The organism is Kandleria vitulina DSM 20405 (assembly GCF_000702065.1).
In the GTDB taxonomy this organism is placed as follows: Bacteria; Bacillota_I; Bacilli_A; order Erysipelotrichales; family Coprobacillaceae; genus Kandleria; species Kandleria vitulina.
The window spans coordinates 63182-87432 of record NZ_JNKN01000004.1; the positions used below are offsets into that span (position 1 = coordinate 63182).

The window sequence follows — 24251 nt, forward strand, 5'->3', positions numbered from 1 at the left end:
ATTATTCTCCTTCTTTCTTCCTATCTGGAAAAAATCTTTCATAGTCATTTTGTATTTTTTTATTATTAACATGTGTATAAATCGTTGTTGTAGAAATATCACTATGTCCTAATAATTCCTGGATGCTACGAAGATCAGCATGTCCTTCAAGCATCGTTGTGGCATAAGTATGTCTTAACTTATGGGGAGTAAAATGCGCTTTTACTCCTGCTTTTTTAGCATATTTATTTAATATCTGATAGAAGTTCTCTCTCGTGACAGGTTTCCCTCTTTGCGTTAAAAATAAAAGATTCATACCTTCCTTATTAAAAGACCTTCTAGCTTCATACATGTAATCCTTGATAATATCACAAGTCATATCGTCAATTGGAATCAATCGTTCTTTATCCCCTTTTCCTCTAACAAGAATGTTTCTTGCATGAAGATTGATCTGCTTTACTGTCAGATTAACCATTTCACTTACACGCATGCCCGAATTCAGCAATAAAGTAATCATGCAGTAATCTCTTTGTCCAACCATCTTATTACGATCAATACAGGATAACAGCTTGCTTGCTTCATTGAGTGACACAGTCTGGGGCAAAGTTCTTCGCTGTTTAGGAAGATCAAATTGTTCCATGATGTTATGGTCAATGACCTTTTCTTTTAAAAGAAATAAAAAGTATTGTCTTAATGAAATAATCTTTCTTTGTATAGATGTCGTTGCATAATGATCATCAAGAAAACAAAGATATTCATTAATATCATCAGCATCAATATCTTTGTTATGTGATTTACGGACATGAACAAAGAAATCATCTAGATCTCTAAGATAGTTTTCAACAGTATTCTTGCTTAATCCTTTTTCTACTATCAAATACATTTTATAGTCTTTCAAAGTATCTTGTATTTCCATGTAATCACCTTATTCATTATATCACGAAGATGTCTTTTTTAATAGTGAACTTGCTTTCATCAAATGCGTATTGTTATTCTTGTTAAGCTGTTTAATAATATCATCAACTTGAACTTCTCTGCTTTCACGATCTGATTTTATTTCAGTGAAGAAAGAAAGCTGCTCATTGATCTGACCTTCTTTTTTTAGATTATTGATAGATAACCCAATAAGGCGAATAGGCTTATAGTCATAATGTTTTCTTAATAACATCATGGCATAGCTGTAGATTTCTTCATAACTGTTTGTATAATGATCAATGTTCATCTGCCTATTGATTGATTTAAAATTACTATATTTTAAAGTAATGACAATCGTGTTTGTCAGCAGTCTGCTTTTGATGGCACGCTGATGTACAGTCATTGCCAATGGTCTAAACTCTTCTTCTAGTGAAGAAAGATCATTAATATCATTTAAAAATGTTGTTGAATTGCTGATGGATTTCAAATCATAGTCTTCATAGATGACCTTAGAATCATCTTTTCCATTTGCTTTATAATAATAAAGAAGAGCATGTCTTCCAAGAATGCTTCTTAATGTCTGATAATTATCATAGTTGGCAACATCGCCAATAGTTTGTATGCCAGCTTCTTTTAGATAAGGCGCTGTTTTTTTGCCAATACCAAACATCTCATCAACTGGCAGTGGCCAGAGCTTTTCTCTAATATTTGATTTTGTCAGCATCACAATGCCCAATGGTTTTTTCATGTCACTTGCCATCTTTGATAAAAACTTGTTTGGTGAAATACCAATAGAACAAGGCAAGTGAATCTGTCTTAAAACTTTATTTTGAATTTCTAATGCTAAATCAGCCGGATGAATATGATGCGTTGTAATGTAGTCGCTCATATCAATATATCCTTCATCAATGCTCGCAATTTCCAATTTTTGACTATAGCTCAATAGAATATTAAAGAACTGATGGGATAGCTTTTTATATAGATCATAATGTGGCTCTACAATGATAAGATGTTTACATTTTCTTTTTGCTTCATAGACCGGCATGGCAGAATGAATCCCATAGGCACGTGCTTCATAAGAGGCTGTTGAGCATACACTTCTTTTGCTGTCATGAGCAATGACAATGGGTTTATTAGCTAATTCCGGATGACGCGATATTTCTGCATTGGCAAAGAAAGCATTGAGATCTATATGAAATATGACTCGCATAAAAACTCCTCCTAAAAAAGCATATAGGATCACTATATGCTTATCTCTTTAATAATGTACGCGCATTATCCAACGCTTCTTTTGTAATATGATCACCAGAAAGCATTGTCGCAATTTCATTGATACGTTCTTCTTCATCAAGAAGTTTCGTATTTGAATAAGTCTGTCCATCTTTATCCTGTTTAAGAATAGAGAAATGATGGGATGCATGTACTGCAACCTGTGGAAGATGGGTAATACAGATAACCTGCTTTTCCTGTGCAAGCTGTTCCATCTTAGAGCCAATAGCATCAGCGACCTTGCCGCTAACACCGGTATCGACTTCATCAAATATGATAGTATCTAGTGACGAATGTTTTAATGTGATTGTCTTGATGGCAAGCATCAGCCTTGAAAGCTCCCCTCCACTCGCTGATTCATTAAGTGGAGCAAATGACTGTCCGGTGTTCATTCTGATCATAAAGATGACATCATAGCCGCCAGCTTTAGTGTATGCTGCTTTTTCAAAGTGTACTTTGAAAGCTGCATGAGGAAGATAAAGATCATCAAGTTCCTTCTTGATATCCTTTTCAAATTGTTTCGCAGCTTGCTGACGCATATTTTGAAGAAGCATTGCATCTTCTTCTACTTTCTTTTTAGCACTCTTTAATGACTGTTTTAATTTCATCAAGACATCATCTCTATTTTTAGCAGTATCAATCTTTTGTTTTAAAGTATCTCTTGCTTCATAGATATCATCTAGACTATAGCCATATTTGTTTTTAAGTCTAGATATTTCATAGAGTTCTTCTTGTACTTCATTAAAACGATATTCATCAAATTCATAACGTCCAAAGGTATCAATGATGTGATTATGTACATCCATTAATGAATAGTAAAGATTATAGAGGTTATTATAATCTTCTTCATATTCATCCATATCCTTGATTTCATCTAATTCATGTAATGTTGCGTCAATCTTTTCAAATGCACCATCTGATGAAGAAAGCAGCTGATCAATTGCATGAACATGTGTATGAAGCTGCTCATAGTTCTTTAAGATGTCAGCTTCATTTTCTAGTTCCTGTAAGGACTCTTCAGTATAGGAGAAATCTTTGATTTCATTATACTGTTTTTCATAATATTCAATCTGTTCATCACTGAATTCTTCTTCTTCAATTCTTCTGATTTCTTTTTCAATAGACTTCATTTCTTTATAAGAATGCAAATACTGCTCTTTTAAAGGAAGAATGTCCTTGCCGATATATTCATCTAGAAGAACGATATGATTTTTCAAGGAAAATAATGATTGCGTCTCAAACTGTGAATGAATATGCAACAAGTAAGGTGCAAGCATCTTAAGTGCTGCATTAGTAAGTGGGCGATAGTTCATCTTGATAGTAGATTTACCCTGAGAAGAAATCTCTTTTGTAATGATGATTTCATCATCTACATCCATGCCAAGTTCTGATAAAACATTTGCGATCTTCTCATTGTCAGTTAGAGAAAACACACCTTCGATTATCGCCTTGTTTTCCCCTTTTCTCACTAATGATGCAGAAGAACGATTTCCACATAATTGTCCTAGTGCATCTACAATGATTGATTTACCTGCACCTGTTTCACCTGTCAGTACAGACATGTGATCATCGAAGTCTATTGAGACTTTATCAATAATCACAAATGACTGTATATAAAGACTTTTTAGCATGAATGTCACCTCTTTCTAGAAATGATTATGAGCCTGATCAACAATCTCATCAATGTCTATTTTAGCATTTTCTTTATTGTCGAAGAGGAAATATCCTAAAAATTCGATATTGCCTTCTCCTCCAGTAATTGGAGAATATGTTAAACCTTGTATAGAGAATCCTGATTCATTGGCATAAGAAATGACATTTTCAATGACTTTCTTATGAACTTCTGGATCTCTGATGATACCATGTTTACCAACTTCTTCCCTTCCTGCTTCAAACTGCGGTTTGATCAATGCAGCAACTTGACCATTTTCTACAATCAAGTCAGCTAAAGCCTTGAAGATATGTGAAAGAGAAATAAACGAAACATCAATGCTGGCAAACTGAATATCTCCTCTTTTAAAATCTTCTTTTTTTGCATAGCGGAAATTATATTTTTCCATGACTTCTACACGTTCATCATTTCTTAATTTCCATACTAGCTGATTAGTTCCTACATCAACCGCATAAACCATCTTAGCGCCATTCTGTAAGGCACAGTCAGTAAAGCCACCAGTAGAGGAACCGATGTCTATCATAATCTTATCATGAAGATCAATAGGAAAACACTGTAATGCTTTCTCTAATTTCAATCCTCCACGAGAAACGTACTTTAGTTTTTCACCTTTGATAGCTAATTTTGTATCACGTGGAATCTTCATGCCAGGCTTATCTAGACGATCGTGTTCGTCGTGAACAAGACCGGCCATAATCGCTCTTTTTGCTTTTTCACGTGATTCAAATAATCCTTGTTCTACACAAAGAATATCAACTCTCTCTTTTTTCATTATTTAACTCCTGAATACGTAATTCGACATCATCCATGGATAGCTTTTCTTGCTTAAGAAGATTTTCAATATCTCCATGAGTCACATAATGTTCACCAATGCCCATAAGAGAAATATTTACATTCAGATGATGTTTAGCATAATGTAAAACAATTGCACTTCCCAATGAACTATTTACCATGCATGTTTCATACACAATAATATTCTTATCTACAATAGAATTGAGCATCTCTTCATCCATTGGATTAATAAAACGTGCATTGATCAGATCACAAGATAGATTGTGAGATCTGATTCTTTCTTCAATTTCATTGACATGATCACCATAAGTAATAACGACAGTTTTGGCATCACTATGAATGCGATATTCCCATGATCCAATTTCAAGACGTTCATCATTATGCAATGAAGTCTTAGAAATACTGTTTTTAGAATAACGAATAACATAGGGATGATCATGATTATAGTAAGCTGTATTAATCATAGCTTCAGCTTCTTTTTGAGAAGAAGGAGCCATCAATATAAGATTTGGAATACCTCTCATAAAGCTAATATCAAATACCCCATGATGAGTAGAGCCATCGCTTCCTACTAAATCAGAACGATCGATGCCAATAAGACATGGAAGATCCATTCTTGCTACATCATGATTAAGCTGATCATAAGCGCGTTGTGCGAATGATGAATATATACTTAAGAATGGGAATTTCCCTCCAACAGATAATCCTGCTAAAAATGTCATAGCATGCTCTTCAGCAATACCGACATCAAAGCTACGATTTGGATAGGACTTAAAGATATGATTTAATTGACTGCCACTAATCATCGCAGGGGTAATGACACATATGTCATCATGTTTACCCATCATATATTCGATATGATTAGCAATCGCTTCACTCCATTTTTGTGAGTGAGTGTTTGTTTTATTTAAAATGCCCTTCTTTAAATCAAAAGGAGGAACACCGTGATAAAGCCCTATTTTATCCTGTTCAGCACGAGGATAGCCTTTTCCTTTTATAGTTTTAACATGAAGAATAACACTATGATCCAGCTTCTTCGCAGTTGTTAAGGCATTAATCAATTCTCCCATATCATGCCCATCGACAGGTCCAAGGTAATCAATGCCAAACTGCTGGAACAAGGAATCAATCATGACTCTATGTTTGATTTTATCTTTAACTTTTTTTGTAGCTTTATAAATTTCCTTACCAGTCTTTGTTTTCATCATAAACTGCGTATAATTATCTTTTACTTCATTATACTGCTTTGAAACACGAATATCTGATAAGGCTTTAGAAAGACCACCGACATTTTTTGATATAGACATATCATTATCATTTAAGATAACGATAACTTTCGTATTAGAACTTCCTAAATAGTTTAATGCTTCTAAAGATTCACCACTTAATATAGCAGCATCTCCAATGATCGCAATAACCTGAAAATCTTCTTTGTTGAGATCTCTTGCTATCGCAATACCAGTAGCACCTGAAATAGAAGTAGATGAATGTCCTGCTTCCCATGGATCATGTTCACTTTCATGGCGACGCTGGAATCCACTTAATCCATTATATTGTCTTAATGTAGAAAAATCCTTAGCTCTTCCTGTTAATATTTTATGTACATAAGATTGATGTCCTACATCAAAGATAAATTTATCTTTAGGAGAATCAAAAACATAATGCAAAGCGACAGTTAAATCAGTAATACCCAAATTACTAGAAAAATGCCCTCCTGTTTTTGAGACATTTTCCATAATAAAAGTACGTATATCTTGAGATAGATGCTCTAGCTCATTGATACTTAACTGCTTAATCTGTTTTGGATTGTCTATCTCTTTGATATTCATTTATTTCACTCTTTTCATAACTTTTTCAATAATCTCAATCATTAGTCCATGATTAAGTGTTAAAGCATATATCTTCTCTAGACAGGATTTAAATAGCTTATTGGCATAATCCTGTGACTGTTCAATTCCAAGTAGAGTGACATATGTTGATTTGTGATTATCAATATCACTACCTACTGGCTTTCCTAATGTTTCTGTATCACTTGTCACATCAAGAATATCATCCTGAATCTGGAAAGCTAAACCAATGGTAAAACCTAAATCTTTTAGTGCTGGCACTTCGTTTTTGTTGGCAATAAGTCCAGCTAGAATTAGTGGTGCACTAAGGAGACATCCAGTTTTATAATGATGAACATCTTCAAGCTCTTTTAAATTTGCCTGATGATCTTCAAAATAAATATCCTGCTGCTGACCATAGATCATCCCATTAACACCAGAATGATCATATAGAACTTTCATCATATCTACTTTTAATGACGAATCAATATCCATATTTAATATGACATTCATGCTTTCATTTAATAAGCCATCACCGGCTAAAATAGCAGTGGCTTCATCAAATTGAATATGACAAGTTGGTCTTCCTCTACGTAAATCATCATTATCCATGCCAGGAAGATCATCATGAATCAATGAGTAAGTATGAATCATCTCAATTGCACAGGCAACATCAATGTAGTCATGATAATCTACACCGTAGCTTTTTAACGTATAACAAAATAACAATGGTCTTAAACGTTTACCACCAGCCATCAATGAATAAGTCATTGCCTCTTTCACATTGCCATCTTTTAATGAGGACATAACTTCTGTTAATCGTTCATTGATTTCATTGATTATTGTATCCATATTATTCACCTTCATAGTCTTTTAATTGCTGATCTTCATAGATCTTAGTGACTTGATTTTCAATTGATTTTAGTTTCGCATCGCAATAGCTTGCAAGCTCTACTCCTTCTTGATAAAGAGCTATGCTGTCATCTAAGGATACTTTATTATTTTCAAGCAAATTGATGATTTCATCAAGTCTAGCCATTGCTCCTTCATATGTTTTCTTTTCCATGTCTTTCACCTACTTTATTTCCGCTTCCACATGACCATCTTTTAATGTCAGTTCAACCTTGTCTCCTTTAGAAAGCATATTGACTGAATCTACAAGCTTATCATCTTTTTTTACAAGAGCATATCCCCTTGCAAGAGTCTTTAAAGGACTCACAAGATCAAGCTTTTCAACTTTCTTCATATAAGAAAATTGTTCTTTGGCCATTGTCTGGTTCATGAGATAGCTTAGTGTCTGTAATTTTTTCTTGATGATTGATTGATGTGAAATCATAAATTTATCATGGAAAGCATCAAGTTTATTTTTATATTGCATCATCTTTAATAGATCATTTTCAATAAGACGATGTGGATCCTTAAAGAAATAATGACTTCTTAAATGATTAAGATGCTGACGTTCAATTTCAAGACGTCTTGTTAATAGCGTCTGTAGCTGTACTTTCTTATGTACTACACTTTCTGTAAGTTCATCGACATGCGGTGTCGCAGCGACAGCTGCAGCCGTAGGCGTAGCACAACGCAAGTCACTGACAAAATCGACAAGCGTAAAGTCTGTTTCATGCCCAACACCAGTTATGATTGGTGTCTTAAGTTCATAGATGCAGCGCACTAATGCTTCTTCATTGAAGTTCCACAGATCTTCAATGCTGCCACCTCCACGTACGAGCAGTATTGTTGAGAAGTTGAGCTGATCAATGCCTTTTAATGTTTCTATGATTTTAATAAATGCCCCTTTTCCTTGTACAGGAATAGGGAAAATGATTATTCTTGCTGCGGGAAAACGTCCCTTTATTGTTCTAAGTACATCCTGTAAGGCTGCTCCCTGCTTAGCAGAAAGGACTGCAATCCTTTGAGGGATAGTAGGAATTGGTTTTTTATGTTCTTCATTAAAAAGGCCTTCACTTGAGAGCTTCTTCTTAAGTTCTTCAAATTGAATAAAAAGGTTTCCTAATCCATCACGTGACATTTCACGAATATAGAGCTGATATTGTCCTGTCTTTTCATAGACAGATACATATCCTCTTACAAGTACTTTATCCCCGTTATTGGCATGAAACGCCATCCTTTTTGCATTAGAAGCAAACATGATGGCGTTTACACTTGCATTTTCATCTTTCAATGTAAAATACATATGTCCGCTTGGATGTGGTCGATAATTAGAGATTTCTCCTTTAATCATAACATCCTGCAGCTGATAATCACTATCCATTCTTGCTTTAATATATTTATTGAGGGCAAAGACGGATAAATATTTTTCGTCCATTAACTTACGACCTTATGTAAGATCCCATTGATGAATTTGTAAGAACCTTCATCACAGAAAGATTTTGCATTGATGACAGCTTCGTTGATGACAACTCTTTCATCAGTTTCAGTATCAAGGATTTCAGCAGTAGCTACTAGTAAAATAGCCTGTTCCATTTTGCTTAGACGATCAAAAGTCCAACCTCTCTTTAAATACTTTTCAATAAGTTTGATATATGATTCTTTATTTTTTAATACAATATCAATAAGAGATTCACAGAATGTCATGGCTGATAACCCTTCTTTTAGTACATCATCATGTTTTACATAATTCATGATATCCTGTTTATCAGCACCAACTGCTAAATTCTGATATATACCAATAATTGCTTTTTCTCTTGCAACTTGTCTAACTGTTTTTTTCATATTTTCAAAGACCTCCGTAAACATTGATATTCTATCATAGTCTTATAAAAAAAGGAATGAAAGATAAAAAAGAAAAGCAAGAAAATGACTCGCTTTTCTTAGAATTCAATATTAACAACTACAATATCAATTGTTTTTACACTTACGTTTGTATAATTCTTAATTGATGATGCAATTTTTCTCTGAATTTCTTTAGTTTTTTCAGAGACATTTGTGCCATATTTTACACTGATATGAACTGTAATATAAACTTCATTATGATCAATACGACAGCTGACAAGATTTTTTGTTCCTGAAATTGAAAAGCCCTTTGTCTTATCCAAGCTTACATCTGGATCTTCTTCAAAGACCTGTTTAACAATGATATCGAAGACCTGTACGCTCATCATGATATCGCCATTAATTGGACTTTCCTTGTATGTGTAATATTCGATATTAGCCATATGATATACCTCTCTTTACCTTTTTATTGTATAAGAAAATGAAACTGATTACAAGACTCTTTAATGATACAAAAAAAGAGCTTATGATTAAGCTCTTCCTACATATTTACCGTCAGTTGTGTTAACAATAACAGTTTCACCTTCACTGATGAATAAAGGAACTCTGATAGAGAATCCAGTTTCAATTACAGCGTTCTTAGTAGCACCTGTTGCAGTATCACCTTTAACTGCAGGTTCTGCTTCAATGATCTTGAATGGAACATTGACTGGTAAAGCTACACCTAATACTTCACCTTCGAACTGAGTAATTTCAACTTCATCAGATTCTTTCATGAAGTTCATTTCCCAAGTTAAGTTTTCAGATGAAATTTCAATCTGATCATATGTTTCAGTATCCATGAATACTAACATGCCACCATTGTCATATAAGTACTGCATTTTTCTCTTTTCGATATGTGCTCTTGCAACTTTTTCACTGTTACCGAAAGTAGTTTCAGTAGTTGTTCCAGTTCTCATATTCTTCATTTTAACACGAATATTTGCAGCTGCTCTTGCAGTCTTGTTATGAGAGTATTCTAATACTACAAATAAATTTCCGTCAAGCTGGAAAGTCATTCCAGGTCTTAAATCACCAACATTAATCATCGTAATGATCTCCTTTCAAGTTTTTACCGTAGACATTATAGCAAAATAATGCCTTAATGTAAAAGCCTTATTCAAGAAAGATGAAGAATATAATCAATTAGGCCTTATACTTCAGTTTTCTTACTCTTTGATCATCCACATAGATTTCAAGATAAAGCGAGTATTGACCTGATTTAAGCTTAATCTGTGATTCAATGAGATAGTAATCTCCCATATTATCAACTGTATAATGAATAGATTCTTCATTATTTCGTATTGTTCCAGATAAAAGCATATCTGTAGCCATTGTTTTCTTAAAGAAATAAACAAGTTCAATTTCTACTAATCTTCTTTGATTTAAAATCTTTTCTTGTCCATAAAGAAGAATCGTACTACGAACAATCATTGATATGGAAAGAATAAAATGTAGCAGTACTAAAAAGATGATCAATACAATCTGTAGAATACTGCCATTGTTGTTGCGTAGTTTCTTCATCGCTTTTCTCTCCATGATACAAGTTGCCGATAAGATAAGTATAAGAATGATGATTTCTTTCTAGTCCTAAATAGATATAGTTGTTTTTAACATAGAAGTTAGCACAATCAATATTGGTAATCAGTGTTTCATAGCCCGGTCTTTTTACAAGTCGATGATTGTCATATTCGATGATGTTTTTCTCTTTATCTTCATCTTCATAGATCAGCTGATCATTTACTTCTTTAATATCCCCTGCAAGCAGGTACTCACTCACCTGTTTTACACCAATGGAAATATCAAAGTCATGATCAGCTTTCTTTATTTTTACAAGATGCAAGATGGAAGTCATATTGACGACTATCAATAATGTTATTGATAAAGAAAGGAGCACTTCGATTAACGTAAATCCTCTACGAGATCTGATTTTGGATCATCTCCCCTGCTTTTTAATTCAATTTTCTGATTTTCTTTCCTGTTTTCTTTGATCTTATACATACTTCTATTTTGAATGGTCAATAATGACACAAAGAAGATAATCAAAGTAACATAGATAGAAAAAGCAAACAATGCTTCAATAAGTGTCATTCCCCTATTGTTCTTCCACATAAAAAGTACCTGATCCTAATTGAAAAATAAAATCATAGCGCTTATGAGGCGTTTCTAGCTTTATGGTTTTGGCATGCTTGATTCTTCCGGTATTATTGTAGCTGAAATGATGACATGCTAAAAAGCGATAGCCCTGTCCTAAATGAATTTCACGGTTCATATGTTCACTATAGATATGCAGTGATTTATCTGAAACATCTACATCGGTGGTTTCTTTTTTTGTGCTTGCATGCATCCTCGCGTAGGTAAGTACATTGACAATCAAGTTCAGCTCTTCATCATCGCTTACCTTTGGAAGTCGACAAGTAAAGCCAAATGCTGATAGGATTAGTATTACTGATAAACTCAGCAGCATTTCTACAAGGGTAAACCCTTTTCTATTTAACATAGGCCTGTCCATCACTTATATAGATTGATTTGCCATTAGGACAAGTCGCCTGTTTTTCTGTTAGATAAGGCTTGCTGCCAGATGTCAATTGACTGATGCTTGTTGGCAACTGTTCATGTTCTATTTCATATAAGATAATCTGCGAGTTGACAACTTCGATCTGTGCCTTGCAGCTCTTATTTTTAACAATATCATTTTTGCTTGTTACATAAGGTATAACCAGCAATAAGATAACAAGGATTATCGATAAACAAAAAATCAGTTCAATAAGTGTAAAGCCCATATTTCTTTTCATAAAAGCTTCCTCCTTTAAAGATCTCCAATTATATTCATAAGTGGCAATACAGCCGCAAGATAGATTGAAATCACAAATATCGCAACGAAACTATAGACTGCTGGAACAACAATTTTGACCATTTTATTGATACGTACATGAACCCATTCCAAAGTTAAATCTATATACCCCTGCAGTGATTTTACATCTTGAGGACTCTGTAAAAAAAGCTTATACATAAGTATAAACAGTGGATCAAAATATTCGAGATTGTACATTCCTTCTTCAAACGATAGACCATTGTTCATTTTCGTATAAATTTCATAGATCATAATCTTAATATCACTGTGATTCATCTTCTCATTAAGCAATTTCATAATTGAATGTGCATCAATATGATCCTTTAATAACTCATTAAAATACACCGCAAACTTTAATGTAAAATACTTCTGCAAAAGAACCTTGATGCCTTTGACTTTAAGATACTTTTCAATGATCAGATACTTCTTATTCTTCAAGGCATAAAGAAGATAAAGAAACAGAAACGTTATCACAATAAATGAAACTATAAATAGAATAGGAATCATTTTCATGATATAGATCATTACAATTAACAAGAAAGGACGTTCAACTGAAAAAGAATCAAAAAGCATTGATACTTTTGGAAACAGAATAGTTGTCGCAAAGATAGAAAAACCAATCATAAATACAATTAACATCAATGGATAAGTCATATCCTTGCGTAGCTGCTTCTTTATTTCTTTTACATGATCACAAATATCAAGACTGTTCTTAATTGCTAAAGCAAGAGTAAAACGTTCTGAGAAGAAGTCAAAGAATTCAAGAAACAGTGTAGGCAGTGGTGCTTCCATAATAATCTCTTTGACATCCATTCCTATTTTCATTTGATCTATCATTGTATCTACATAAGGAAAACGTGTGATATCCTCACAGATCAGTAAGGTTTCTTCTAGTCCATAACCCTGTTTTAATAACATATAAAAGGTTCTTAAAAAGAAATAATCTTTATCCATTCAGTTCTTCCTCAAAAAGATAACGATCATAATGTTTCTTATTAACAAGCATCAAAGCATTCTCTTTGAAAGTATGATAGTTTACTTCACGATTATGAAGAAAGACATCTATTTCTTTTTTCGTTAATATCTCTGGTAAAAGAATGACCTTGTGCTGTTTTTCATCATATTTGATTTTTTGAGAAGCAATACCAATCAGAATATCCTGCAGGTCTGAAAGACTCACTTTCATATTTAATAATCGCTTAATGACAAGCAATGCGGATGAAGCGTGGATTGTACTTAATACAAGATGTCCCGTTAATGCGCATGTCACTGCTAATGCAGCAGTCTTTTCATCACGAATTTCTCCAATCATGATAACATCAGGATCATGTCTTAATATTTGTCTTAGTGTATCAAAGTACGTAATGCCTAATGATTCATTAATTTGAATCTGTAGACAGTGATCCTTGATCATTTCAATAGGATCTTCAAGCGTAATGACATTTTTTCCACCCATTTCAATAATACGATCAAGAAGTGCATAAAGCGTTGTCGATTTCCCGCTTCCAGTAGCTCCACTTACAAGAAATAGACCAGATTGCTTATGACATATTTCATTGAGAAATCTTGAATAATCTCCTACTTCTGATAATTCATTGATTGTTATTTTTTCATGATTATTCAATATTCTTATAACTATGCTTTCAAAATCAATGCCTGGAAGATAAGAAACACGAAGAAAGTAGATATGATCACTAATATAATAATTAAAAGAACCTGTCTGAGGCATCAGACGATAGTTTACGTTGATAAAGGACTTATATTTTATATAATTCATGATCCTTTCTCCTAATTGTTTATCATAAGTCTGATAGTGCCTTAACTGTCCATAAATACGATAATAAATCGCTAAGTCTTTCTTTAATTTCATATGAATATCTGTTGCTTCATTTTTCAATGCCTTATAGATCAGAGTTTCAAATAATTCATCCATAAAATCATCTCCTATTATTATATTCTTGATAATGGATTTTTTTTCTCATAAAAAATAAAAACAATTCAGATTTTTTTGAATTGTTTTATCAGTAGATAGTAATGTAATTCTCTAAATAAAAATGGATATAACCCCTTTTCATTTGGAGCTATAGCAAGTAATACAATAGATAAGATATGTAGAGGAACTGATGAATTCCCAAAAAAGCATGCTCAAGCTATAGTTAAAAACTTAAGATCCCCTCTAGCTTTTGCAGACTTGTTGAATGAGCATATTAATGATGATCGTTTAGACGATTTAGTAGCACAGTTGAATATAATAGAAAATAAACTAATAGATCCCATGCTTGCATTTAATTATCTACAAGATTGGTTCATTTCATTTCTAAAGAATCGTGCTCTTATTAATTCTCAAAATCAAACCCTCGTAAATATTGTAAAAATACGTGAAGTCTCTGAGTATAATGGAATGATTTATGTAGATGGAAAAGAATTAAAAATTTCTAAAGATTTATCTAGCCAAGAGGTTGATACTGATATGCTTCCATATAAACATGAACTATTAAGAGCGTACGGAGATGCAGAAAATACAACTGTCAAAACTGAAAGTGAACTTAATAATATACCTGAAATGTATTTGATGGATTACAAAGAGCAAAGACATAATTTTTTAAATGCTGAATATGTACGAAGATCTTTCAGAGAAATATTTGTTGATGCTGATGCAAACTTCGATATTTTGAAGAATGAGCTTATTAAAAACCTTAATAAAGTAAGAGGACCTTTTGAAAATGGATACGATAAGGAGTGCAAAGTTTTAGATAGAGCAACATTAGCACCGCTTGATAAATCACTATTATTTAAAAAAAACAAATCTTATTGGTTATGACGAACGCTTAGGTCTCTGTCATATGTTAGTTAACGATGGAAAGTTAAAATGGGTAGAAGAACATGAGTAACGTACTTTTTAATATGCCTTTTGAATATGCAATGCGACTTTTAATGATATTAGGAGCAGATTATCAATCTGAATTCAGTTCATCAAGACTAGCTTCACTGGATTTTATGATTACATATTCCAAGTATTTTAAAATAAATGAAATAAATTTGCACCCGGATAGTCAATACAAGTTTAGTGAGTATGCTGCAAGATTACAAATTCTCTCTTCAGCAATTAATTATCTCGTTGTAAATAACTTAATTAATGTTCAAGATTCACAAGAAGGTTTTCTATATAAAATTAATGAAAGAGGATTAACAATATATTTCCAAGTTGAATCCGAATACTATGATACCTATGCTCTTATTGCATCGGATACTATTGAAAAAATGAAACGCTTTACTAATCAATTACTTGTCGAACACATCAGAGAGCGAAGATACGGAAGGTAACAATGATGAGTTTTTATTTTAAAAAATTAACTATTTCAGGTATAGGAAAGCCTGAGCCTGTTATTGAATTTAATGAAAATTTGAATATCATCCATGGTCGATCAAATACAGGTAAAACTAGAATGTTAAAATGCCTAGATTATGTAATGGAATCTAAGGACTTTCCTCTAGATGAAAGATTGGGATATAACACTATAACAGTTGATGTTTGTACATCTACCAATGAAATAATTACATTTATGCGCATCGACACTGATAACCTTATAAATCATAGAAATGAAGGACAAGTCATTATTGTTGAAAATACTAAAAATTTACCAACTTTAAATTACGATCAAGAAGGTATAAATATTCTCTCTTTTACACATGACAAAGAAAAAGGTCGTTATGGATTACTCCCAGACGTATTTGAAGATTAAATTTGCAAAAAAAGCTCTCCAAACACTGAATCGTCAGTGCTTAGAGAGCTTTTTATATTATTATTTTCTTACATATCCACGTGATTCTTCTTCAAGACGTGTTCTTAAATTATCTAAAATTTCCCCATTATATGAGAAACACGCTGGGCCCTGTACTGGAGAATTAATACCTTTTAAACTTCTTAACTCCTGTGCTAAAGCAGACAGTGAAGTTGTTTTGCCTTTCCACTCGATATGACGATCATCAACAACCTCAGGTGTTATTGAAGGGTCATCGATATAGACAACCTTTTCTCCTGGTTTAATATTTACAAGACTAAATCTAAATGGAGCACGCTTTGATTCTTTTTTAGCTTCTTCTGCTTTTTCTTCATCTTGAATCTCAGTAGCTGTTGGATTTACCAAATGTAATCTATCCTCAGTACCACTTATTTCAGCTATAGCTTGTAAAATAAGATATGCCTTCTCTTTTGTCATTTCGTAGAACTCTTTAGTACGTTTCTTACCATCGAAAGTTTCTATGGTTCTTAGATCAGGATCCAGAGTATCTATTAACATATGAAGTTTTTTATCTGTTAATTTATGCGTAACTTCATATACGGCGTATGCTCTAAATGCATATGGAACAGAAGCTGAACGATTTAATTGTTTTAAACGCTGATTAACATTCTTAGCGTATCCAATCTTCACATACTCAGGGAAAGATGGATTTGTAAGAATATAGATATAACCAACACTCTCTTCTTTATTTGTCATTAATATTCTCCAATACTCATATTAATATACATCATTAACGTACATAACATTATCAGTCCAAAGCTCGCACTGACTGATTACAGTTTCTAAAGCATCCTTTGTTTCTTCAGGGGGATAGTCATATTTCTTTAGTAATCGTTTAATCATTCGTCGCATTTGAGCTCTAGCTGACTTTTTCTTTTGCCAATCTATAGTTTGATTCTTTCTTAATGTTTCCGTAAACTTTTGTTCATTCATATTAAATATTCATAGCAATTTTTGCAGCATCAATTGGTGAAGAATAGAACATAGGCTGTACTGATTTACGAATATTCTCAGGTATATTTTTCATATCAATTACAGCTGATCTAGGAAGCAATAGTTTCGTAGCGCCAGCATTAGCACATGTTCTAAAGATTTCCTCGAGATCCTTCAATTCATCAAGTGTACCCGATAATTTAATATCTCCGACAATCACAAGAGATTCAGTTACAGATATTCTTATTGCTGCAGAGCACAATCCTACAAATTCAGCTACTGACACCTGTGAACTTAACCCTTTATTTTGTAAATCAGCATAATATAAAAGATAATCTTTATTACTATATGATTCCCAATCAGCAACTTTTTTAGAATTATTCTGGAAGTACATCCATGCTGATTCAATAGATTCTCGAACAGCTTTAGTTGTAACACCTTGTTTTTCAAATCTACCACTACCACGTATAGCTTTGTTTTCTAATCTATATACACACATTTCACCCGATGATTGACTTCTTCCCATTGTAAACACATGACCAAATGGAAGTGTTGCATTAGTTATTAGATCACCAGATTTTTGCTCTGGAACTGAAACAACATATTCTTTATGTTCATCATCATAATAACCTAAGTTAACATCAGCAAATTCATTTCCAGCAATTAGCTTAAGCTGTTCTTTTACTCGTCTTCTTCCTTCAATTGCATAATCAAGAAGAATCTTTGTTTCTTCTTTGTTAATAATCCCATTAGGGAACAACACTTTACATAATCCTGAAAATGTTTTTCTAACCGCATCTTCATCACGTTTATTGAAGTCTCTGTTTAGATGATAATAATTATCTAGTAATGCAGTAAAATCTTGTTTTCGCATTTCTTTACAGAACTCTGATAAGCAGTCAGTTATTAAGCCATAATGCTTTGTGATAATATCCGATCGCATTTTTGGTACTTCCCATCCAGGCAAGTAATAATGCATACGGTCAAAGAATGCTGTATCCTTATTGAACTCTGGAGGAAATGGTTCAAATAAATTACTTCTTTTAAGTAAATTCGAAACAGAATCATTAATATTTCCTACGTATACCATAGAAGCATCTGCATTTATCTCCTCTTTCCCACGCGCGAATGATCCTGAAGCCATGTAATCTTTTAAAATCTGAATTGCATTCTTATCCTTAAAATGCATACCTGCAACTTCATCAAAAGCAACAGTATCCCAATGTCCAACTAATCCAACTCTATGATTTGACAAGTTATAAAACAGGTTAGCCGTTGTAGTTTGACCACCGGACATAAGGATTGAGTATGGTGAAATTTCTTTGTAAACATGCGATTTGCCTGTCCCTCTAGGTCCTAATTCACAGAAATTATAATTACGTTCAACAAGTGGAACTAACCTTTCTATGAAATGAAACTTTTGTTTATTATCTAACTGATCAGGTTCATATCCTGACGATCTAAGAATTAGATCCATCCATTCTTGATAGTTAAAATATTTTCGTTTTGAAATTAAATCATCTAAATTTAACGATGGCATCTGTATTGGTTTTACACCTACAAGTTTAAACGGAGATTCACGCCTCTTTCGTTTACCTTCAAAATCTTCACCTTGTGGTACATATGCAATTTTTGCCATACACCACATACCACCAGTCAGAATTTTTGAATACTGTGTTACATAATCTGATGATAACTCTAAAGGAGAAAATTCTAAATTAGAGAATCTTGAATAGTATTTATCCACTGTTTCATCTAACCATCCAGTTAATTTGTCAATAACAGTATATTGTCCTCTTTCCCTAATTCTAGATTTAATTTTTTCTGATTCATCAGGTCTAACATAATTCTCAGTAAGAATTGTCTTAATCTTTTCAATTCCTGCTGCAATAACATCTTCATCATCTGATGAACAATACATTCCTAATAAATATTCAAGTACAAATGTAGGTACATTAGCACCTCTTTTAAGAAGACTCGTAAGATCCTTTCTTACAACTCTTCCTGGAAAATTTTGTATTAACGCTCTATCTAAATTATCCATTATTATCTCCTGTTAAAAATCAAAATCTGATGTAAATACAATATCGATTTTACACTTCTTTTCTTGTAGCACTTTACCATTATTCTTGTTTATAAGAACAATCTTGTAATCTTTTGTTTTATCGAATGTTGTCCCTGCTTTAAGTGTAAGTGTTACTTTACGATTAGCATCATTTGTATTAATTTCTTTGGTATCACTCATTGTAGAACCAAACTCATCTTTGATTGCTATTGTATAAATACAGTCATCTAAACTTGTATCAGTAATTGAATAATTAATCGTAAAGATACTATTAGTAATGAGTTTATGATCTTCTTCAATTTCTACTTTCTTCTTGTCATGATTATCATTCAACACTTCTGAAGTATTACTCATATCTTCTTTTTCTATGATTTTTGTCTGACGCATTGCTAAGATAGCCTGTATTTCTTCATCAGATAATGGGCCAAGTCCATTATCTTTAAATATGTTATCTGACTTATTTGTTTTTTCTGCATATAACTCTCTTAAACGCTGTATCTCTTTATTGATAGAATCCAAATAGAACTGAGAATCATTATATCCATGTAAAGCACTAAAGAGATCCTGTACTTTTAAGTAATCCTGAACAGTCCTTGATTTCTTATACATGTCTCTTGCTGTCTGATATTTCTTTTCTTTTCTATCTTTTATTGCATTCATAGAATCAATATGTTTTTTACATTGATTCATATACTTATAAGCATCTTTATATCCATCTAATTCTTTAAATGCGTAATATAATTTGTCATATATTTCTAATGTATTTGCATTAGTGTACTGATTAACGAGATATTCATATAAACCTATACGTTTATCATTGTTGTCTCTTAATACATTAATTTTCTTTCGAAGATCATTTACATTTGTATAAGATGATATTGACTCACAAACTATTAACGCTTCTTCAAACTTATGGGCATTAGCCAAATCAACTGCATGATTATATTCTTTAGAAATCATGCTCTTCTTCTTTTGTTCGTGAGCTACTATATATTGATATATGTCTTTATAACCACTTAATTCTTTAAGTAACAACAGATTATCATCCAGTTCCTTGATTGATACTGAATCTTCATAACGTTTTAACGCAACCTCATAAAGCTCCTTAAGATCATGTACACCTACAAGATTATATTTACGAAGCTTATTATTAACAGCTTTCTTGATATTCTCTTGATGTGCTTTTACCGACGCATAACCTTCAGCATTTAAAAATTCATCATATGCTAAGTTTAACGTATATAGAGTATTTCTTAATTCATGTTTTAAAGCGGATTCATAATAACTTTTACTTTGGTCAGCATTACTAAGCCCTTTTGAAGAATCTTTAATATGAAAATTATACTTAGTATCCTCTTTTTCAGAATCATATATTGACCATTTTCCATCAGTGCATGAATTTGCAACATCTAAATAGTCAGTCTGATGATTAAAGAAATCATTATAAATTTTTTCAGGATCTCCATCAATTGAACTTGTAAGTTCCATTGCAGTTTTATGTTTTTTAGTTCTCAAATACTTATATACTTCATTATTACAAATATTTGCGTTTTTCTGTGTATCTAAATCCGAATTTTCATATGCGTCAACGTTATCGTACAATTCCAATAATTCTTTATGGTTTTCATAAAACAAAAGAAAGGAATCATAATATTCTTTGATATGATCATAATATTTCATCTCTTCTCTATAATGATATATTGCTTTGATTATTTGATTATCCCCCACAAAACCATCATAGAAATCAACTTTCGGCTCAATTGAATACTCTAACTGAGATTCACTCAAGTTTGCTTTGAATTCTTCAGCCTCATTCATGATTGTGTGCGATACATTACCACGAATACAAAATCTTTTCGCTAATGTATTTTCATCATATCGAGATAAAAGATCATCTACACTTTCTACACCTTCATTACTCATCTCTTCAAACAATTTACTTGAAACACTCTTTAACTGTTCTAATGAAGTATCTTCTAAGATTTCGTCAATCTTATTGTCTTTGATAAATTGATATTCATAATCAAGGTCATCTTTTGCATTTTCCTTTGCAGTTGCAAGATATTTCTGTAGATCCTCTTTATCATATGTAAGAATATCAAAATATGACTCTCTGTCTCTCCTAACCACTTCTTTAACAGCTGGTTCTTTAGCTTTTATTTGACTTTTTTCTTTATCAGCTTCAAAGTTAAATGGCGAATTCTTTATATACCAATACTCACCAGTAATATTAGTTGCTAATTTTAAGTATTCATCAAGATGATCTTTAAAATCCAGATATATCTCCTGCATATTATTATTTGGATCATATGCGAGTATATGGGCATTTAACTTGAATTCCTCACTATGTAAATAATCAGTCACTTCGTCATTTACCTGTATAACGCGTTTTTTATCTTCGTCATTCAGTAAACTGAACTTCACGTCATCTTCATAGAATTCAACTTCGTTAATATGTTCCTTATAGTAATCAGAAAATACCTTATAGAAATCATTTAATGCATTTCCTTTTTCAATAAATTCCCTATATCCATAAATAGCTTCAATCATCCCATTATCATCAAAGAATCCATTTTCATAATCAACATTATAATCCATGAAATATTTCATGTTTGCATTCTTTAATTGATGAATTATAGAATTGTAAAATTCGAATAATTTCTTTGCATCTGAAAAACTAATATTACAAGAACGAGCCAAGTCATTCTCATTTTCATATTTCTTTAAATCATATAATGTGTAAACATTATTTTTAGAAAGTCTTGAAGTCACCTTAGCATCAGGAATAAATGGCTTAAGATCCATTCCCTTTAATGCTATACTAATCTTATCATCTTTAATGATATTAAAGATATCTAATACTGAATCTTCGCCTTGTAATTCTAAATCAGTTAACTGATTAGCCATGTCTGTTTTAGCATTTCTAAACTCTTGACAGATAGACGGTTTGACTCTTTCAAATTCATCTTCAAATATTGTATCTTTCCTTTCTAAGATTTTATGTAATGTTTCGATACCATCATTTAAAGGTACAAATAAAAGTATAAATAATATTAAGGGTGCAAAACTAACTTTGCTATAGGTAGTTAAAAAGATGTACGTAATGATGTACGTAATAAAGAAAATAAATATTAAATCTAGTAGCAACATAAACCATTTAAAACTACGGTCTTCTTTATTTGCATGAATATCATTTCTTATTTTTTTTCTATTCTCACCAAATATCATTCTCTTAATAAAAAAGAAATCTACTATACCAAACACAATATGCCATCCCATCGTCAACCCTAAAAAAGAAGATAATCCATTTTTGCTTTGAATGTTTGAAATATGTATTGAGTTATCATTACATATAGTAATCACCTTAGCAATCCATGCTTCCGTAATAAAAGATATTACCATAAAATATGACATCTTATTCAATGTTGATATACAAATTTTTTCTCGCTTTTCTTTATCTATAGAAAATAATTTAGAGAATTGGTCAACTGCAACACAAACAGGTAAATAACTTACAATTACAGTTACCATAAGTTCACTAGAAACATGTAAATTTCGATAGGCATTACCATAATCTAATAAAACTGGATTGATTCGATGATAGCATCCATCGAAAATTGCATACAAAATATAGACATCAATAGTCAAAATAATTAAATTTGCAAACTTACTTTTCATATACTTTCCCATATCTTCCATAAAAATTCTTGTATTATTATACAATATTTGGTACCGAAACACTATGCATATCTATTTCAAGATACAAAAAAAGAACAGATATCAGGGAACCAACCATCATCTCATTGCACAAAGGAACCAACAAAGTGCAATATAAGAGCGTCGCTGAGTCGGATAATCACTCAACAATCTTTATTATAAATATAAATTTAGTAAATATCTATTTTATGGATTATATAACAATAAATAAATTTCTTTAGGTTCATTTAAGTTTAAAAATAAAAACACAGCATATGGGAGTTTGCTGCGTTAAATAATGAGACTTATCTATGTTAATTGGGATATGGGAGTTGATAAGTCTCTAGAATGGTGGATCCCTGGGAATTGGGAACGTTAAAATTATAACTCTTTTTAATCTGCAAATGTAAGTATAAAGCTTTTATTTTGTATATACCTTATATGACACTGGTACTACTCTAAACTCATCATCTGTTAACGGTGTTTTGTAAATCTTCAATTTTGCTGTCTTCTTTTCTTTATTAAGATCGTACACACGATAAATATAATATTCTGAATCTGTTCTCTTTGAAGTTTCTAATTCATTAGATGATAAGTAAAAACCATCGATACGAAGTATGGTCCAATCACAATCAAGATGCCAAGAGACAGACTTGGACTTTTTGCGTCATCGCTGATTCCTGCATATGTGAGACGTACAGAAGGTACGGAAAGATCCGTCATCGACCTTTTTGACCTGGGACTCACAAACAGTGAGATCACTGAGGCAGTTGATAGAATGTTTGGCGCCAAGGTCTCAAAGGGTACTGTCTCTAACATCACAAACAGAATCATATCCAACATCGATTCATTCAAGAATCGTACTATGGCAAGCGAATATGCCGTAATCTATATTGATGCGACTATGATGCCTCTTAGACGTGATACGGTGCAGAAGGAAGCAGTGCATATCGCATTAGGAATTCGTACCGATGGAACCAAGGAAAATGTAATTCTCAAAATAAAAAGGAATGCCATCAATAGCCATTCCAATCTACGTTTTTAATATAATAATTATGTTCACGTTCATAAGATAACGTTGTCTTTTCTCCATGACCAGGATAAATATCTGCATCAAATGGAAGATCTCTTATTCTCCTGATTGTCTTCTTTAAAAAGCCCAAGGAAGATGTTGGAAAGTCATGGCGGCCTACACAGCCCTTAAACAATGCATCACCGGTAAATAACGCATTTTCACTTTTAATATAGAATGCTTCATCTCCAAATGTATGACCAGAAGCATCAATAACATCTATTTCAAATGAACCCAAACTCATATGAGGTGTCGTTGTCGTTAAAGGTGCCTCAGGTACAAACGGAGAAGTCATCATATCTGAAAGATTCAATTCTGAATTATGTATGATGATCTTATTACGAGCTGATGTGTAGACAGGCACATTATAACGTTCTACTAATGGATCAATTCCTGCAATATGATCAAAATGTCCATGTGTAATAAGAATACCAATAAAAGTAAGTTGAGAGTTGTCAATAATCTCTGAAATAAGATCCACCTGTTCCCCTGGATCAATAACAATCAATTCTTTATCATTGGATACAATGTACGTATTGACATCCATAATACCATTTTGAAGTGTTTGAATCATTTTGCTTTACCCTATAAAAAAATAAGCCA

Annotated in this window: 29 protein-coding genes; 5 read left to right on the forward strand and 24 right to left on the reverse strand. The window is 32.4% G+C overall.

Features of this window, described 5'->3' with window-relative positions; genetic code table 11:
- Position 1 precedes the first annotated feature (1 nt).
- The 18 genes from xerA to T513_RS0101425 all read right to left on the reverse strand — a co-directional run bounded on the left by xerA (position 2) and on the right by T513_RS0101425 (position 14012).
- Positions 2–895 carry a site-specific tyrosine recombinase/integron integrase gene (gene xerA, locus T513_RS0101340; RefSeq protein ID WP_031588598.1) on the reverse strand — a complete coding sequence of 298 codons (894 nt, stop codon included), beginning with the start codon at positions 893–895 and terminating at the stop codon, positions 2–4.
- Positions 896–916: 21 nt separating this feature from the next.
- Positions 917–2104, reverse strand: a complete 1188-nt coding sequence (dinB, locus tag T513_RS0101345) for a DNA polymerase IV (protein WP_031588599.1) — start codon at positions 2102–2104, stop codon at positions 917–919.
- 40 nt (positions 2105–2144) lie between these two features.
- On the reverse strand, positions 2145–3794 hold the full coding sequence (recN, locus tag T513_RS0101350; RefSeq protein ID WP_031588600.1) for a DNA repair protein RecN: 1650 nt from the start codon (positions 3792–3794) through the stop codon (positions 2145–2147).
- Between the two features lie 15 nt (positions 3795–3809).
- Positions 3810–4607: a TlyA family RNA methyltransferase gene (locus tag T513_RS0101355; protein ID WP_031588601.1), complete on the reverse strand. Its 798-nt coding sequence runs from the start codon at positions 4605–4607 to the stop codon at positions 3810–3812.
- Complete coding sequence (gene dxs / locus T513_RS0101360) at positions 4588–6456, reverse strand: 1-deoxy-D-xylulose-5-phosphate synthase (RefSeq protein ID WP_031588602.1); 1869 nt, start codon at positions 6454–6456, stop codon at positions 4588–4590. The genes T513_RS0101355 and dxs overlap by 20 nt, the downstream gene beginning before the upstream one ends.
- Positions 6457–7305, reverse strand: coding sequence for a polyprenyl synthetase family protein (locus T513_RS0101365; RefSeq protein WP_031588603.1), 849 nt, complete (start codon positions 7303–7305; stop codon positions 6457–6459).
- A 1-nt stretch (position 7306) separates the two neighbouring features.
- A complete protein-coding gene (gene xseB, locus T513_RS0101370) occupies positions 7307–7519 on the reverse strand; it encodes an exodeoxyribonuclease VII small subunit (protein ID WP_031588604.1) in 213 nt (70 codons plus the stop codon).
- Positions 7520–7528: 9 nt separating this feature from the next.
- Positions 7529–8779, reverse strand: a complete 1251-nt coding sequence (gene xseA, locus T513_RS0101375; protein WP_031588605.1) for an exodeoxyribonuclease VII large subunit — start codon at positions 8777–8779, stop codon at positions 7529–7531.
- Entirely contained in the window at positions 8779–9186 is a 408-nt protein-coding gene (gene nusB, locus T513_RS0101380; protein WP_031588606.1) for a transcription antitermination factor NusB, read from the reverse strand. The genes xseA and nusB overlap by 1 nt, the downstream gene beginning before the upstream one ends.
- Before the next feature lie 98 nt (positions 9187–9284).
- A complete protein-coding gene (locus T513_RS0101385) occupies positions 9285–9629 on the reverse strand; it encodes an Asp23/Gls24 family envelope stress response protein (protein WP_029070798.1) in 345 nt (114 codons plus the stop codon).
- An 87-nt stretch (positions 9630–9716) separates the two neighbouring features.
- Positions 9717–10274: an elongation factor P gene (gene efp, locus T513_RS0101390; RefSeq protein WP_029070799.1), complete on the reverse strand. Its 558-nt coding sequence runs from the start codon at positions 10272–10274 to the stop codon at positions 9717–9719.
- Between the two features lie 97 nt (positions 10275–10371).
- On the reverse strand, positions 10372–10659 hold the full coding sequence (locus T513_RS0101395; protein ID WP_051654343.1) for a hypothetical protein: 288 nt from the start codon (positions 10657–10659) through the stop codon (positions 10372–10374).
- Positions 10646–11005, reverse strand: a complete 360-nt coding sequence (locus T513_RS0101400; RefSeq protein ID WP_238551712.1) for a ComGF family competence protein — start codon at positions 11003–11005, stop codon at positions 10646–10648. Before T513_RS0101400 ends, T513_RS0101395 begins: the two co-directional genes overlap by 14 nt.
- Positions 11006–11127: 122 nt before the next feature.
- Positions 11128–11337, reverse strand: coding sequence for a hypothetical protein (locus tag T513_RS0101405; protein ID WP_143452006.1), 210 nt, complete (start codon positions 11335–11337; stop codon positions 11128–11130).
- The gene (locus T513_RS0101410) at positions 11321–11725 is read right to left on the reverse strand and encodes a prepilin-type N-terminal cleavage/methylation domain-containing protein (RefSeq protein WP_029070801.1); all 405 of its coding nucleotides are present in this window, start codon (positions 11723–11725) and stop codon (positions 11321–11323) included. Before T513_RS0101410 ends, T513_RS0101405 begins: the two co-directional genes overlap by 17 nt.
- Positions 11715–12020, reverse strand: coding sequence for a competence type IV pilus major pilin ComGC (locus tag T513_RS0101415; RefSeq protein WP_029070802.1), 306 nt, complete (start codon positions 12018–12020; stop codon positions 11715–11717). The genes T513_RS0101410 and T513_RS0101415 overlap by 11 nt, the downstream gene beginning before the upstream one ends.
- 14 nt (positions 12021–12034) lie before the next feature.
- A complete protein-coding gene (locus T513_RS0101420) occupies positions 12035–13033 on the reverse strand; it encodes a type II secretion system F family protein (RefSeq protein ID WP_029073114.1) in 999 nt (332 codons plus the stop codon).
- Complete coding sequence (locus T513_RS0101425; protein WP_031588609.1) at positions 13026–14012, reverse strand: ATPase, T2SS/T4P/T4SS family; 987 nt, start codon at positions 14010–14012, stop codon at positions 13026–13028. The genes T513_RS0101420 and T513_RS0101425 overlap by 8 nt, the downstream gene beginning before the upstream one ends.
- Positions 14013–14273: 261 nt before the next feature.
- Between T513_RS0101425 and T513_RS0101430 the strand changes: the two genes are divergently transcribed.
- Genes T513_RS0101430 through T513_RS0101440 form a run of 4 tightly spaced genes read left to right on the forward strand, consistent with a single transcriptional unit; the run spans position 14274 to position 15822 of the window.
- Positions 14274–14900 carry an ABC-three component system protein gene (locus T513_RS0101430; protein ID WP_031588610.1) on the forward strand — a complete coding sequence of 209 codons (627 nt, stop codon included), beginning with the start codon at positions 14274–14276 and terminating at the stop codon, positions 14898–14900.
- Complete coding sequence (locus T513_RS12620) at positions 14854–14970, forward strand: ABC-three component system protein (protein WP_422723610.1); 117 nt, start codon at positions 14854–14856, stop codon at positions 14968–14970. Before T513_RS0101430 ends, T513_RS12620 begins: the two co-directional genes overlap by 47 nt.
- The gene (locus T513_RS0101435) at positions 14963–15403 is read left to right on the forward strand and encodes an ABC-three component system middle component 2 (RefSeq protein WP_031588611.1); all 441 of its coding nucleotides are present in this window, start codon (positions 14963–14965) and stop codon (positions 15401–15403) included. The genes T513_RS12620 and T513_RS0101435 overlap by 8 nt, the downstream gene beginning before the upstream one ends.
- Before the next feature lie 2 nt (positions 15404–15405).
- The gene (locus tag T513_RS0101440; RefSeq protein WP_031588612.1) at positions 15406–15822 is read left to right on the forward strand and encodes an ATP-binding protein; all 417 of its coding nucleotides are present in this window, start codon (positions 15406–15408) and stop codon (positions 15820–15822) included.
- A 60-nt stretch (positions 15823–15882) separates the two neighbouring features.
- Here T513_RS0101440 and T513_RS0101445 read toward each other — a convergent pair whose 3' ends face one another.
- The 5 genes from T513_RS0101445 to T513_RS12625 all read right to left on the reverse strand — a co-directional run bounded on the left by T513_RS0101445 (position 15883) and on the right by T513_RS12625 (position 23195).
- On the reverse strand, positions 15883–16578 hold the full coding sequence (locus T513_RS0101445; RefSeq protein WP_031588613.1) for a GIY-YIG nuclease family protein: 696 nt from the start codon (positions 16576–16578) through the stop codon (positions 15883–15885).
- Between the two features lie 21 nt (positions 16579–16599).
- The gene (locus tag T513_RS0101450; RefSeq protein WP_031588614.1) at positions 16600–16815 is read right to left on the reverse strand and encodes a type I restriction enzyme endonuclease domain-containing protein; all 216 of its coding nucleotides are present in this window, start codon (positions 16813–16815) and stop codon (positions 16600–16602) included.
- Position 16816: 1 nt separating this feature from the next.
- Complete coding sequence (gene brxL / locus T513_RS0101455) at positions 16817–18859, reverse strand: protease Lon-related BREX system protein BrxL (RefSeq protein ID WP_031588615.1); 2043 nt, start codon at positions 18857–18859, stop codon at positions 16817–16819.
- 12 nt (positions 18860–18871) lie between these two features.
- Positions 18872–22558, reverse strand: a complete 3687-nt coding sequence (locus T513_RS0101460; RefSeq protein WP_155266051.1) for a hypothetical protein — start codon at positions 22556–22558, stop codon at positions 18872–18874.
- A gap of 439 nt (positions 22559–22997) precedes the next feature.
- The gene (locus T513_RS12625; RefSeq protein WP_080703073.1) at positions 22998–23195 is read right to left on the reverse strand and encodes a protein NO VEIN domain-containing protein; all 198 of its coding nucleotides are present in this window, start codon (positions 23193–23195) and stop codon (positions 22998–23000) included.
- On the opposite strand from T513_RS12625, the gene T513_RS0101465 reads away from it, so the two are divergent.
- Positions 23181–23621 carry a transposase gene (locus T513_RS0101465; protein ID WP_269082090.1) on the forward strand — a complete coding sequence of 147 codons (441 nt, stop codon included), beginning with the start codon at positions 23181–23183 and terminating at the stop codon, positions 23619–23621. The genes T513_RS12625 and T513_RS0101465 overlap by 15 nt on opposite strands.
- Here the strand turns inward: T513_RS0101465 and T513_RS0101470 are convergent.
- A complete protein-coding gene (locus tag T513_RS0101470) occupies positions 23593–24222 on the reverse strand; it encodes an MBL fold metallo-hydrolase (protein WP_029073116.1) in 630 nt (209 codons plus the stop codon). The two genes, T513_RS0101465 and T513_RS0101470, sit on opposite strands and share 29 nt — an antisense overlap.
- Positions 24223–24251 lie beyond the last annotated feature (29 nt).